We start from the raw sequence: 12987 nt of genomic DNA, 5'->3' as shown, positions 1-12987 counted from the left end.
TCATATTAACCCACAAGGTTAACGCTCTTTAACAATACAGAACGGCCATCACACTCCTGAATTCTGTGAGCCGCAGAATGTCTTAGCTAACCCGTAGATTCGGAATGCAAGATTTGGACAGTGACAATATTAATCAATCTAGCTGTTTTAGCTGGATTTTTTTCGCACCACAAACATAAACAATTTGTTTATCAAAAGGTGATTGAAATGATGTTTTTTATCGAAAATGGTTTTCATGTATTTATCGTACGTGGAAAAAGACAAGAGTTCATAAACTTTAAAGATGGTATCGAGTGGGCTTTCGTCACTTGGATAGCAATTCAAACCGACAAGGAATTATCTAATGAGCAATCAAGAACAAGAGCAATTTGAACAACGCAAATTAAGCAACATTGTTAGCGCAATCTTAATGGCTAATGACATTAACACGCCTGAAAATATTGATAAGCTAACTAATCACTTAAACAAAACAGCCACTAGCGAAGAATTTGAACCGTTCGAAAAAGTGGCTTTTGATTTAAGCATCACTACCACATCAACACCAAAGCTGATGCTTATGCATGATAATGACATTACCAATGCTTTTATCCATGTAATTAAAAATCCTGACATGTTTCGCTCAAACGCTGACCGCAAGCAGTATTTCAAGTCATTGCTATCACCTGAACCAGTAGATATTAGCGAACAGATGGATCCTGATGTGATTACTCACGCCAGTGAAGATAAACAAACTGGTAATATCATGCCGGAAATTATTGAAGAATGCCCCGTAAATGAACCACCTTACTTTGAACCGGGTCGTTACCCTGATATCCCTAATGATGTTTATCACAGCTCAAACGGTATCAGTAGTTCAATGCTGAAAGATGCTCGTATAAGCCTGATGTATTACAACCTCAGACATGTAAGCAAAATCATTCTTCGTGAAAATAAACGCTGTTTTGATTTAGGTAGCGCGTTTCATACATTGACGATGGAGCCTGAAAAGTTCGGCACTGAATTCAGTGTTCGTCCTGAAATTCCAGAGGGAGCATTTACAAACACTGACTCCATGACGAAATGGATTGATGAATATAATGCTGGTTTACCTCAGCCACGCAGCACTGACGAGCTAAAAGCAATAATTGAAGCTCATAACGCAACACTACCAGCACCATTACCGTTATCTGGTTCAGTAGAAGAAATTGGCGGGCTATATGCTGATTTACCTGATGAATTTAGAAAAATACCTGAATCAGATAAACACACCGCCGCCGCAATGAAAGCGTGTATTAAAGAGTTTAACGCAACACTACCAGAGCCATTAAAAACATCTGGAAGTCGTGATTTTTTACTCAATCAAGTTTACGCAATTAATCCTGATTTATGGGGCGAGGAAACTAGCAAACCTGAACCTCTCAAAAAATCAGGAAAGAAAGAAGAAATTGCAGCATCAATTAAAGCGATTAAACCAGATGCAATATTTGAAGATGATTTAATCAGTGCTTGGAGAAGTGACGAAACTAAAATTCAAGTTGAAACAATTGATTTTCAAACCGCTAAAGACATGCGCGATGCTGTAATGAATCATCCAGAAGCTAGCGCGTTAATCAATCATCCAAACCGAGTATCAGAAGTTAGTTATTACGGTGTTGATGATGATACAGGACTTGAAACAAGAGTTAGGCCAGATATTGAAATTCAACTGAATGATAATCATCGAATAGGCTTTGACCTGAAATCCGTCTCTCTTGGTCGATTTAAACAAGATGCAATTACATCGATGATCCGTAGGGAAATACTTAATCGTGATTATCACATCAGTGCAGGTATGTATTCCGATATCGCGCAGCTTGACCAGTTTTATTGGATATTCGTTAACTCTGATCCTCATTACCACTGGGTTGCAATAGTTGAGGCATCGCCAGAGTTATTAGAGCTCGGTCGCTTGGAGTACAAAAAGACGCTGCGCGATATCAATAACTCAATGAACACTGGCGTATGGCCCGCACCAGTTACCGAAACACTCACCATTAATCTTACTGACTTTGAAACACGCAAGTTAGAAGAACTTCAATTAGAAGAAGCTTAATCAATTCTAGCGCCCTGCTTACTGCGTGGCGCTTATCAATTTAGAGGTAATCATCATGTCAGAAGTCGCTTTAAGTAACCAACCGCAAACCAGTGTCATGAATAACATGTCACTTCTTTTTAATCCAGAAGCAATGAATTGTGTTATCCGTATTGCTGATTTAATGGCATCAGGCTCAGCAACGGTACCTAAACATTTACAGGGCAAACCTGCTGATTGTTTAGCTATTGTAATGCAAGCGTCTCGCTGGGGAATGGACCCTTTTGCTGTAGGGCAAAAAACACATTTAATAAATGGCACGCTTGGTTATGAAGCGCAACTAGTTAATTCGGTTATCACTAGCTCAAAAGTTGTTGATAGCAGATTTCATTACGAATATGGCGGTGACTGGGAAAAAATTGTAGGCGTAAAAGAAAATCGTGACGAATCAGGTTTATACATTCGTGTTGGTGCAGTTCTCAGAGGTGAAACGGAAATTACGTACGGTGAGCCTGTTTACTTAGCCGATGTGCAAACACGTAATTCCCCACTATGGAAAACCATGCCGAAGCAACAAATTGCTTACTTGGCTGTTAAATACTGGTCGCGCCTGTATTGCCCTGAAGTGATCATGGGGGTTTATACGCCAGATGAACTTGAAGAGCGCACCATCAAAGATGTTACACCAGCAAAAGAGCGTGTAAGCCTCAATGAAATTACTCAGCAAAATGAGCCTGAGCAGCATCAAGAAGCCACCAGCGGCAACAACGATGTAATCACAGGTGAAATTGTTGATGATGGCTTTAACCCTGAATTACTGCGCCAATCAATTACTGATGCTTCAACACTGGATGAAGTTAAAGAAATTCGATTACAAATTGATGAACTCAAATCATCACTTGGTACCGCACTTTTCACAGAGTTGAAAAATAAAGCGGTTCAGGCCTATCACCGCATCGATGCAAACAACAACCTTGAAGCACAAATTAACAGCCTGCCTGCTGGTGGCTCACCAGAAGCTAAAGCGGCTTTCGAAAAGGTTGTTCAATTCCTTAATGCCAACAAACGCAAGCTTGGCGACGAACTGTTCGATTCATTCAGCTTGACGCTGAACGACATGAAAGACGAATACCAGTAATAAACTTGACGGTGGGGTTCGCCCCCACCTTAGGGGAAATTATGAATTTAGAATCATTAAAATTAGAAATTGTTGGCATAGAAGAAATCGGTGCCTTTGGCAAAGTTATCTCTTCTGACTTAGTTAAAAAAGTAACTGGCTTGGGTAGAACGGCATTAGATAGCCGTGATAAAGAAGGCGTTCTAAGAAAAATCTATCTAGCCCCTCGCAAGCATGTTTATTTGTTGGATGAGGTAAACGCTTATTTAGAAGCCTGCATCACCAATCCAACCATGTACAAAGAGGATGAAGAAAACATAAAACAAGCCAGACAAGCACCCGGGGCTAAAAAGGCTAAGCAATAACCATTCCTTATGTAATTTAACTAACCAATTAGGTAATAACCATGAAAGATAACAACACTATTGCTGACAGCTTAGCCAGCGATATAGCTAAACATTGTTCAGAGTTTGAAAAGTCACCTGAGTATGCAGAAATGATCCGTACTCATGTTAAAAGCCTTTATGAAAAAGCAATTAAAGATACTTTCAGCTGGGGGAGTTTTCCAGACCGAGTTAAAAAAGCTCTTGAATCAGCGCTTCCAGAAAATATTAGTGAAGTGGTCGATCTGCCTAAATATAACCTATTAATGGCTAAAGAGCTTTCTAGCCAATGGGAATTGAATTGCGTCAGTGAGCAAATGGTTAGCGGAATGAAAGATTTGGTATTGAAATTTATCAAATCACATGAAATTCCAAAATATATCAAAGCATCTGACCTTTGGAAGGCATACGTAGATCAATATCAAGAGGAAGCGGCTCATGAGGGCTGGGGAAGACCACTAGTGATTATTTCCGAGGGAGAATATACATGGGAAAAAGGATTTTTTCATATCGGCTTAGAGAAAGAGCCAGCTAGCGACTCTCCATAGAGCCATAGAAGCAAAGAAGAATATCATCAGTGCGATACCTACCTTAGCTTCCATCAAAAAACCACTAGAGAAATGCGTGAAGACGTAGCAGTTATGCATGATGGGTATCCAGTTTACAGCCTATACGCTGGTGAGCTTGAATACCATGACACGCTTGGTAAGCAAGTTGTTCAGTTCCGTTCTGAGTTTGAGCGCCTTGTTGGTGCGCTTTATTACGGCGGTAGCCTGTTAGTTTTAGATGAATCTGACGCTGATGAGATTTATTACAACAACGATTATTAACCAAAGGATATATTTGCAAGGATGCAAACAGGAGATAGATATATGAATAATGAAAATTGTAGTTTTGAAGAATGGCACGATTTATTAATGCAAGTAGCAGCAGACCACGGCGGCAGCGCAGCAGATGCAGACGCTTGGCGTGATGATTACGAAGCAGGAAAAACACCACTTGAAGCGTGGGTTGATGAATGGGGTGAGGATTAATCAGGGAAAGGATTAATTTAACTCGCAGGGATGCAATGAAGAGGAATGAATATGAGTAAGCAGATGTTGTTATATGCAAGAACGAATAATCAAGGCTCTACGTGTAGCGCTGATATTGGTTACACAGAATCGGAATGGGCGAAATTATCTGAGGATGAAAGGCTGGAAGTTATAGCTGAATATACTGGTGATGTTGTTGATTTATGGGTGCAACCAGAGGAATAAGGTGGAATGATGGATAAATCAAGGCGGCAATTTGAAGAGTGGCGCAGTAAGAATAAATCATCAACGATAAATTTATTCGATGTATGGTAAGCATCACGCGAGAGTTTAGAGGTTGAATTTCCACAACGCAAAGGTATTTGCCATAACGAATACGATACTGGTTATTTTGATGGAATAGATAAATGTGAAGATATATTAATCAGCAACGGGGTGAAAATAAAAAATGAATAAAGAATTGTTAGAATACGCGAAAGAATTAAAGAAACGTAGTGAATCATTAATTAAAGCCGAACTTGAAAATAACGAATTTAATTTCAGGTTAAGCGATTGGGATAAATTAATACACCCCAAAAAATTAATTCAACTATGCGATGAGGTGGAACGAATTAACAACCTAAAACCAATTGGTTATATGTCAGTAACTGGTGTTGAAAATATTCATGATTGCGGTAGCTCTACTGTGCATGAAGAATCAGACGATAAACGAAACATTCCAGTGTACATTCAATATTAAACAACCATGCAAATAATCGGATATGTATTACTCATGCTAATACAGGGTTCTGCTGTGCCTGTATCAGAGCAAATATATACACAGCAAGAATGCGAGAGCCGTGCTATGCAGATAATGCAGGTGCGGGATGTTGAGATTAAGTGCGGAGAGGTGATTCGTGAAGTTCATAATTGGCGATAAAGTCAAAGTAAAGCAGAGTGACGACTTAGTAAGATTTAAAAATATAACATTCACAGTAATTGAAAATAATAATAATTATATTCATAGCGTCATTGTTCAAGATAAATATGGGACTATGGCTAATTTTAAACCTGATGAACTGGAGTTAATCAATGAATAAAGCAGTAAATGAATTAAAGCCAAATGATGTAATTAAGGTTGGTGATAATTGGTTTCGTTGCCGATATTTTTATTACCACGATAATATGTTTCTATAGACCTACAGCGCGAACGTGACCAACTTAGCCCTTATTACGACAGTACGTGCATCAAGATGTCAATTAACGAAGATGTCGATATTAAATTCGAGCTGAAGGATGCGGAGAATGAATAACAGATGTGTACATTGCAATAAAAAACTCAACAAAGAAGAGTTATTTTATTACGAATGCTCTTGTGAAAAGTGTGAATATTATAGAGTTGCATTAAACAACGAAAATAAGTTTGATATTTTTGCTTTGAGAATTGCTTTCTATTTTAGAAAGATAATCAACTTAGTGTAGGTGATAATGAAAAAATACAGCCTTATTTATTGCGATCCCCCTTGGCAATACAGCAATAAAGTTTCCAACGGTGCCGCCAATAACCACTACCAAACCACCAGCCTATTTGATTTAAAACACCTACCAGTTCATACCATTGCCGCAGATAATGCAGTCCTTGCCATGTGGTATACAGGTAATTTTGTGCAAGAAGCATTTGAGCTAGCCAAGGCATGGGGCTTTACCGTACGCACATCAAAAGCGTTCACATGGGTTAAATTCAATTCACTAGCTCATGAACGTTTTGATAAAGCCCTACAAAATGGCACTTTGTTTGATTGGCATGACCTGCTGGATCTACTCAATGCCGAAACAAAAATGAACGGAGGCAACTACACCAGAGCCAATAGCGAGGACGTGTTAATAGCGACTCGCGGTAATGGATTAGAGCGAATGAGCGCCAGCGTTAAACAGGTTGTATTTAGTTGCTTAGGTGAGCACAGCCAAAAGCCTTGGGAGGCTAAAAATAGGCTTGAACAATTATACGGTGACGTTAATCGCATAGAATTATTTGCGCGTGACATGTCACAAGGTTGGGATGCTTGGGGCAACGAATGCCCGAATAACAGTATTGAACTTACTGGACCTCAATTTATAACCAAGGAGGCTACCATTGATTGAATTCATTTTGATAGCGTACGCATGGATTGCAGGATATATTTTTTCTGCAATCGGTACCGAAAACGACAGCCGCCCTGTAATTATAGAGCGGCTTTTTTATTCCGTATTTTGGCTGGTGGTCGGTGCATCGATGCTATCAACACTACTGGCCACAAAAGTTTTAGGCTCAGAAAAATAAACCTCTTAAATTTTACCCTTCTCTTTTTCTATCCAACCATCCACCATATTAGCCCACTGCTGTAACATATCGCGGCGCTGCTCTGCATACTCTGCTTTGTTATAAACAGCACGTACGCCTTTTTGTTCGTGGGCTAAACACTTCTCTATCCAGTCAGAATTGAAGCCAGCCTCATGCAAAAGTGTGCTGGCTGTTCTTCTCAAATCATGGACTGTTAACGGCTCAAAATTAATCCCCTTCGCATTTATACGCTTAACAACGCCGTCAATTACATTATTTAACGCAGCGTTAGAAAGCGGCTTTTTGATATCGTATCGACCAGGAACTAAATAATTACTCCCCATGGCGCAGACCTTAAAGCCAGTAATAATATCCATGGCCTGATCTGAAAGATAGATAACATGTGCTCTACGGCGTTTCATGCGTTCTTTAGGTATTACCCACTGACGATCTTCGAAGTCAATCTCATCCCAGGCTGCGTTTGTAAACTCACTCTTTCGTACTAACGTTATTAATACAAATTTAACAGCAAGTTTTAACGTTGGATAACAGCTATAATTTTCTAACTCATTAAAGAATAATCCTACTTCTTTAGGTGACATTGAGCGCTCACGCGCTTCAAAAGTAGCAATTGAAGAGGCCTTAATGCCATCAACTGGATTTTGAATATCATATCCACGGTCAATAACATAGCTAAAGACAGAGCCGATAATTTCGCGTACCTGTAACGCTGTTGCTCTTGCTCCGCGATCTTTAATCTTTTCGCATAACGCTCGAACTTTCTGTGTTGTGATTTCTTCTAGTTGTAATTTACCCAAAGTCGGATAAATTTCTTTTCGTACGATGGCTTCTTTCATAGCCTTTGTGCTATTGGCAAATCGGGTATCTTCGAGATATCTGACGGTATAGTCCTGCAATACCGTCCCAGCTTTTCTTCTATCAATACCGTCACGTTTGTTTGAAGATGGTGATACACCTGCGTTTAGAAGCTTTTTAGCATCAAGAAGCATTTCTCTTGCTTCTGCAAGCGTAATACCGTCATCACTGTAACGGCCAAACGTTACCGTTTCTCTACGTCCATTAAATCGGTAATCATATCTAAATGAAATAACACCAGTTTTTGATACTGCCACATATAAACCATCACGATCAGATAGCTTATAAAGCTTATCTTGAGGCTTTAAACTCTTTAATTTTTTATCGGTTAACATGTCGGTATTCCTTTGCGTGATACCGTCATTTTTATTATTTTGCTGACGGTATTGAGTCACTCATATAGTCTATTTTATTTTCAATACCGTCAATAATACCGTCAAAATTATCTGCAACTATCAACAATTAAAGACTGTTAAAAACAAAAAGGCACCAGTAACTAACTGATGCCTTTGAATTTATCGATAACTAAAAACTGTTATCAACAATTGCTATATTATTCCCACTCAATTGTTGCAGGCGGTTTACCGCTGATATCATAAACAACACGGGAAATGCCATCGACCTCATTAATAATACGGTTTGAAACTCGGCCTAGGAAATCATATGGTAAGTGCGCCCAATGCGCGGTCATAAAGTCGATAGTTTCTACTGCACGTAATGAAACCACCCAGTCGTATTTACGGCCATCACCCATGACGCCAACAGAGCGGACAGGTAAGAATACGGTAAACGCTTGGCTAACTTTATGATATAAATCCGCGTTGTGCAGTTCTTCAATAAAGATAGCATCTGCGCGACGTAATAAGTCACAGTACTCTTTCTTCACTTCACCTAATACGCGAACCCCTAAACCTGGGCCAGGGAATGGGTGGCGATACAGCATGTCGTACGGGAGACCTAACTCGAGACCAATTTTACGGACTTCATCTTTAAACAATTCTTTTAATGGCTCAACCAAACCAAGTTTCATGTCATCCGGCAGACCACCGACGTTATGGTGAGACTTAATAACATGCGCTTTGCCAGTTGCTGATGCCGCTGACTCAATAACGTCTGGATAAATAGTCCCTTGAGCCAACCATTTGATATTAGGCAGCTTAGATGACTCTTCATCAAATACTTCGATAAATACATGACCAATTTTCTTACGTTTAGCTTCTGGATCGCTGATCCCAGCTAACGCATTTAAGAAGCGATCTTCTGCTTTAGCATGGATAATGTTCAGGTCAAATTTACCTGCAAACATTTCCATCACTTGGTCTGCTTCGTTTAAACGTAATAAACCGTTATCAACAAATACACAGGTTAAACGTTTACCAATTGCGCGGTTTAATAGCAACGCAGTAACCGATGAGTCAACACCACCCGATAGCGCGAGCAGTACATGGTCATCACCAATTTGCTCTTTTAAACGGGCTACCGTGTCTTCAATAATTGCAGCTGGCGTCCACAGTGCCTCACATTGGCAAATATCTTTCACAAAGCGCGTTAAAATATTTAGGCCTTGGTGAGTGTGAGTCACTTCTGGGTGGAATTGAACACCATAGAATTTTTTCTCTTCATTTGCCATGATGGCATATGGGCAGCTTGGCGTGCTGGCAATAGTTTTAAAATCCGCAGGAATAGCGGTAACTTTATCACCATGGCTCATCCAGACATCAAGTACTGGCTTGCCAGCTTCGTTCAGAGAGTCATGAATATCACGGAATAATTCACATTGCTCAGTGATTTCAACATTGGCATAACCGAACTCACGTTCACCAGAGACCTCAACTGCGCCACCCAGTTGCATTGACATGGTTTGCATGCCATAACAAATACCTAATACAGGAACACCTGCATTAAATACGTAATCAGGAGCACGTGGACTATCTGATTCAGTCGTACTTTCTGGCCCACCAGAAAGAATGATACCGTTTGGATTAAATTCTCGAATTTGTTCTTCTGTAACGTCCCACGCCCAGAGTTCACAGTAAACGCCAATTTCACGGATACGACGGGCGATCAGCTGTGTATATTGCGAGCCGAAATCAAGAATAAGAATGCGATGTTTATGGATATTTGTTGTCATTTGAGGAGAATTCCAAAAATTCAAGTCAAAAATAAGAATCGGTGACGCAATCGAACGAATGCGCCACCCTGAGAAATTTTATCGATTATTGCCCCAAACGATAGTTTGGAGATTCTTTCGTGATAGTAACATCATGGACGTGGCTTTCTTGGATACCGGCTCCACTGATACGAACAAATTCTGCTTTTGTTCTCAATGCATCAATAGTACCACAACCTGTCAGCCCCATACAGGAGCGTAAGCCACCCATTTGTTGATGAATGATTTCTTTTAATCGGCCTTTATACGCTACGCGGCCTTCAATACCTTCTGGCACTAATTTGTCTGCCGCATTATCTGATTGGAAGTAACGGTCTGACGAGCCTTTAGACATTGCACCAAGTGAGCCCATACCACGGTATGCTTTGTAAGTACGGCCTTGGAATAAAATAGTTTCTCCTGGAGACTCTTCAGTTCCTGCGAACATTGAGCCGACCATCACACACGCAGCGCCTGCCGCGATAGCTTTAGAGATGTCACCTGAGAAACGAATCCCACCATCCGCAATAACAGGAATACCCGTACCTTCAAGTGCTTCCGCCGCTTCAGCAATAGCCGTGATTTGTGGTACACCCACGCCAGTGACGATACGCGTAGTACAGATTGAACCCGGACCAATTCCCACTTTAACCGCGCTAACACCTGCATCCGCTAAGGCTTTCGCCCCTTCCGCTGTTGCAACGTTACCACCAATAATTTGTAAGTCAGGGTATTTTTGGCGAGTTTCGCGGATACGTTGTAGTACGCCTTCTGAATGACCATGTGATGAGTCAATTAATAAAACATCAACGCCAGCAGCCACCAGCGCGTCAACACGTTCTTCATTCCCTGCGCCTGCACCAACCGCAGCACCAACACGTAAACGGCCTTGCTCGTCTTTACACGCGTTTGGCTTACGTTCTGCTTTTTGGAAGTCTTTAACCGTGATCATCCCTAACAAATGAAAGTTATCATCGATCACTAAGGCTTTTTCTACGCGCTTTTCGTGCATTTTTTGCAAAACGATTTCGCGTGCTTCGCCTTCTTTCACGGTGACTAAACGTTCTTTTGGCGTCATCACCGCAGTAACAGGTTGGTCTAAATCTGTCACGAAACGAACATCACGGCCTGTAATAATACCAACTAATGAGTTATCGTTTGCCACGACTGGATAACCAGCAAAACCATTGCGCTCAGCCATTTCTTGCACTTCACGAATAGTGGTATCCGGCGTTACTGTAACAGGGTCCGTTACGACACCACTTTCATGTTTTTTTACGCGGCGAACTTCTTCCGCTTGGCGCTCAATAGTCATATTTTTATGGATGAAACCAATGCCACCTTCTTGTGCTAAAGCAATAGCAAGGTCAGATTCTGTGACAGTATCCATGGCTGCAGAAAGCATAGGAATGTTCAGGCGGATGTTTGCAGTCAGTTGAGTTGATAAGTCTGCGGTATTCGGTAATACCGTTGAGTGTGCAGGAACGAGTAAAACGTCGTCGAAAGTTAGTGCTTCTTTTTTAATGCGTAACATAGGCAATATCCCACCAGGCAGCGTTATGGAAAGGTATAAAATATTGCCGCGGCATTATACACACCGAAAACGGTTGCTTCCAGCACTTTTTTGAAAAAAAACTTGATAACTCCTATAGCTGCGTTAGTATCTATCGATTAAGTCATTGTTTTAAAATTTGATCTGGCTCACATGTCGACTTCACAAAATAGCGCAATTTACTCTGTTAGTAAGCTTAACCAATCGGTTCGAGAACTTCTCGATAGCCAAATGGGGCGTATTTGGTTAACAGCTGAAATTTCCAATTTTTCACAACCCAGTTCAGGTCATTGGTACTTAACCTTAAAAGATGACCGAGCGCAGGTGCGAGCGGCCATGTTCCGTGGGCAAAATGCACGAGTCACTTTCCGCCCACAAAATGGCCAGCAAGTTTTAGTTCGAGCGACAGTGACCTTATATGAACCTAGAGGTGACTATCAATTAATCCTTGAGAGCATGCAACCAGCCGGTGAAGGCTTACTGCAACAACGTTTTGAGCTATTAAAACAAACACTAAGTGCCCAAGGTTTGTTTGATATTATTCATAAAAAACCACTACCTAGCCCAGCTAAATCCGTCGGTATCATTACCTCGGCAACGGGTGCAGCCCTACATGATATTTTAAATATTTTACGTCGTCGCGACCCTTCCCTGCCTATCATTATCTACCCAACGGCCGTTCAAGGTGAGATGGCACCAGCACAAATTGCTCGGATGATTGAGCTAGCAAATTTGCGTCAAGAATGTGATGTGTTGATCGTCGGTCGCGGGGGCGGTTCACTTGAAGATTTATGGGCATTTAATGAAGAAATCGTTGCTAGAGCCATTTTTGCTAGTCAACTGCCTATAATTAGCGCTGTTGGTCATGAGACCGATGTGACGATTGCCGACTATGTGGCGGACGTAAGAGCACCCACCCCATCTGCAGCGGCCGAGCTTGTTAGCCGTAACCAGTTAGAAATGCTCCGTCAGCTAAAATCTGCGCAGCAACACCTTGAAATGGCAATGGATTATTATGTAGCAGGTCAACAACAAAGGTTTGCTCGTTTGCATCACCGTTTACAGCAACAACACCCACAATTACGTTTGGCACGGCAACATAATCAACTTAATTTATTGCAACAAAAATTGGCGCAGTCGATGACTCGACAACTACAAAATTCAACATCTAAGTTCGAAAGGCTCGACCGTCGTTTACTGCAAAATGATTTGCGCCCTCAATTGCAAAAACAGCAACGTCAGTTGCAGCAGACACAGTATCATTTGCAGAATATGGTCACGAGTTTGGTTAACAGTTACCGCCAACGTTTCGCTGTCGCTTGTTCAAAAATGGAAGCAGTTAGCCCATTAGCCACCTTAGCTCGCGGGTTTAGTATCAGTGAAACCGCTAAAGGCACCGTACTGAAAAAAACCAGCCAAGTGAAAGTTGGCCAACCACTGAAAACTCGCCTGAATGATGGCTGGGTTGAAAGCCAAGTTACTCATATTGAGAAGGTTAAAGTAAAAAGAATATCGAAATAATTATTT

At 41.1% G+C, this 12987-nt stretch carries 16 protein-coding genes; 13 read left to right on the top strand and 3 right to left on the bottom strand.

The window, feature by feature from the left end; translation table 11 throughout:
* Positions 1 to 120: 120 nt before the first annotated feature.
* The 12 genes from PR725_RS06100 to PR725_RS06045 all read left to right on the top strand — a co-directional run bounded on the left by PR725_RS06100 (position 121) and on the right by PR725_RS06045 (position 6883).
* A complete protein-coding gene (locus tag PR725_RS06100; protein WP_272568092.1) occupies positions 121 to 372 on the top strand; it encodes a hypothetical protein in 252 nt (83 codons plus the stop codon).
* Positions 344 to 2071: a PD-(D/E)XK nuclease-like domain-containing protein gene (locus tag PR725_RS06095; RefSeq protein ID WP_272568088.1), complete on the top strand. Its 1728-nt coding sequence runs from the start codon at positions 344 to 346 to the stop codon at positions 2069 to 2071. Before PR725_RS06100 ends, PR725_RS06095 begins: the two co-directional genes overlap by 29 nt.
* Positions 2072 to 2126: 55 nt before the next feature.
* A complete protein-coding gene (locus PR725_RS06090; RefSeq protein WP_272568086.1) occupies positions 2127 to 3188 on the top strand; it encodes a RecT family recombinase in 1062 nt (353 codons plus the stop codon).
* Between the two features lie 41 nt (positions 3189 to 3229).
* Positions 3230 to 3532 carry a hypothetical protein gene (locus PR725_RS06085; RefSeq protein WP_196723596.1) on the top strand — a complete coding sequence of 101 codons (303 nt, stop codon included), beginning with the start codon at positions 3230 to 3232 and terminating at the stop codon, positions 3530 to 3532.
* 41 nt (positions 3533 to 3573) lie between these two features.
* On the top strand, positions 3574 to 4098 hold the full coding sequence (locus tag PR725_RS06080) for a hypothetical protein (RefSeq protein WP_272568082.1): 525 nt from the start codon (positions 3574 to 3576) through the stop codon (positions 4096 to 4098).
* Positions 4099 to 4170: 72 nt separating this feature from the next.
* Entirely contained in the window at positions 4171 to 4380 is a 210-nt protein-coding gene (locus tag PR725_RS06075; RefSeq protein ID WP_272568079.1) for a hypothetical protein, read from the top strand.
* Positions 4381 to 4422: 42 nt separating this feature from the next.
* A complete protein-coding gene (locus PR725_RS06070; protein ID WP_172974374.1) occupies positions 4423 to 4584 on the top strand; it encodes a hypothetical protein in 162 nt (53 codons plus the stop codon).
* 51 nt (positions 4585 to 4635) lie between these two features.
* Positions 4636 to 4809 carry a DUF7167 family protein gene (locus tag PR725_RS06065; protein WP_272568076.1) on the top strand — a complete coding sequence of 58 codons (174 nt, stop codon included), beginning with the start codon at positions 4636 to 4638 and terminating at the stop codon, positions 4807 to 4809.
* Between the two features lie 223 nt (positions 4810 to 5032).
* Positions 5033 to 5323, top strand: a complete 291-nt coding sequence (locus PR725_RS06060; RefSeq protein WP_267721995.1) for a hypothetical protein — start codon at positions 5033 to 5035, stop codon at positions 5321 to 5323.
* 157 nt (positions 5324 to 5480) lie between these two features.
* The gene (locus tag PR725_RS06055) at positions 5481 to 5663 is read left to right on the top strand and encodes a hypothetical protein (protein WP_272568239.1); all 183 of its coding nucleotides are present in this window, start codon (positions 5481 to 5483) and stop codon (positions 5661 to 5663) included.
* Positions 5664 to 6051: 388 nt separating this feature from the next.
* Positions 6052 to 6705 (top strand): MT-A70 family methyltransferase, encoded by a 654-nt coding sequence (locus PR725_RS06050; RefSeq protein ID WP_272568072.1) that lies wholly within the window; start codon positions 6052 to 6054, stop codon positions 6703 to 6705.
* A complete protein-coding gene (locus PR725_RS06045; protein ID WP_061063957.1) occupies positions 6698 to 6883 on the top strand; it encodes a hypothetical protein in 186 nt (61 codons plus the stop codon). The genes PR725_RS06050 and PR725_RS06045 overlap by 8 nt, the downstream gene beginning before the upstream one ends.
* Positions 6884 to 6888: 5 nt before the next feature.
* Here PR725_RS06045 and PR725_RS06040 read toward each other — a convergent pair whose 3' ends face one another.
* The 3 genes from PR725_RS06040 to guaB form a co-directional block, all read right to left on the bottom strand.
* The gene (locus PR725_RS06040) at positions 6889 to 8094 is read right to left on the bottom strand and encodes a tyrosine-type recombinase/integrase (protein WP_272568069.1); all 1206 of its coding nucleotides are present in this window, start codon (positions 8092 to 8094) and stop codon (positions 6889 to 6891) included.
* Between the two features lie 218 nt (positions 8095 to 8312).
* Entirely contained in the window at positions 8313 to 9890 is a 1578-nt protein-coding gene (gene guaA / locus PR725_RS06035) for a glutamine-hydrolyzing GMP synthase (RefSeq protein ID WP_110731973.1), read from the bottom strand.
* Between the two features lie 85 nt (positions 9891 to 9975).
* A complete protein-coding gene (gene guaB / locus PR725_RS06030; protein WP_004253607.1) occupies positions 9976 to 11442 on the bottom strand; it encodes an IMP dehydrogenase in 1467 nt (488 codons plus the stop codon).
* A gap of 171 nt (positions 11443 to 11613) precedes the next feature.
* On the opposite strand from guaB, the gene xseA reads away from it, so the two are divergent.
* Positions 11614 to 12981, top strand: a complete 1368-nt coding sequence (xseA, locus tag PR725_RS06025) for an exodeoxyribonuclease VII large subunit (protein ID WP_123381902.1) — start codon at positions 11614 to 11616, stop codon at positions 12979 to 12981.
* Positions 12982 to 12987 lie beyond the last annotated feature (6 nt).

The sequence above is a fragment of the Providencia sp. PROV255 genome, assembly GCF_028478065.1.
GTDB lineage: Bacteria > Pseudomonadota > Gammaproteobacteria > Enterobacterales > Enterobacteriaceae > Providencia > Providencia rettgeri.
Note: the sequence above shows the minus strand (reverse complement) of the source record. Positions and strands in the feature narration are given on the sequence as shown.

Bases quoted from the DNA above. Each gene is read 5' to 3' on its own strand.
- PR725_RS06095 (WP_272568088.1), top strand. From the start codon at position 344: ATGAGCAATCAAGAACAAGAGCAATTTGAACAACGCAAATTAAGCAAC.
- PR725_RS06090 (WP_272568086.1), top strand. From the start codon at position 2,127: ATGTCAGAAGTCGCTTTAAGTAACCAACCGCAAACCAGTGTCATGAAT.
- PR725_RS06085 (WP_196723596.1), top strand. From the start codon at position 3,230: ATGAATTTAGAATCATTAAAATTAGAAATTGTTGGCATAGAAGAAATC.
- PR725_RS06080 (WP_272568082.1), top strand. From the start codon at position 3,574: ATGAAAGATAACAACACTATTGCTGACAGCTTAGCCAGCGATATAGCT.
- PR725_RS06075 (WP_272568079.1), top strand. From the start codon at position 4,171: ATGCGTGAAGACGTAGCAGTTATGCATGATGGGTATCCAGTTTACAGC.
- PR725_RS06070 (WP_172974374.1), top strand. From the start codon at position 4,423: ATGAATAATGAAAATTGTAGTTTTGAAGAATGGCACGATTTATTAATG.
- PR725_RS06065 (WP_272568076.1), top strand. From the start codon at position 4,636: ATGAGTAAGCAGATGTTGTTATATGCAAGAACGAATAATCAAGGCTCT.
- PR725_RS06060 (WP_267721995.1), top strand. From the start codon at position 5,033: ATGAATAAAGAATTGTTAGAATACGCGAAAGAATTAAAGAAACGTAGT.
- PR725_RS06050 (WP_272568072.1), top strand. From the start codon at position 6,052: ATGAAAAAATACAGCCTTATTTATTGCGATCCCCCTTGGCAATACAGC.
- PR725_RS06040 (WP_272568069.1), bottom strand. From the start codon at position 8,094: ATGTTAACCGATAAAAAATTAAAGAGTTTAAAGCCTCAAGATAAGCTT.
- guaA (WP_110731973.1), bottom strand. From the start codon at position 9,890: ATGACAACAAATATCCATAAACATCGCATTCTTATTCTTGATTTCGGC.
- guaB (WP_004253607.1), bottom strand. From the start codon at position 11,442: ATGTTACGCATTAAAAAAGAAGCACTAACTTTCGACGACGTTTTACTC.
- xseA (WP_123381902.1), top strand. From the start codon at position 11,614: ATGTCGACTTCACAAAATAGCGCAATTTACTCTGTTAGTAAGCTTAAC.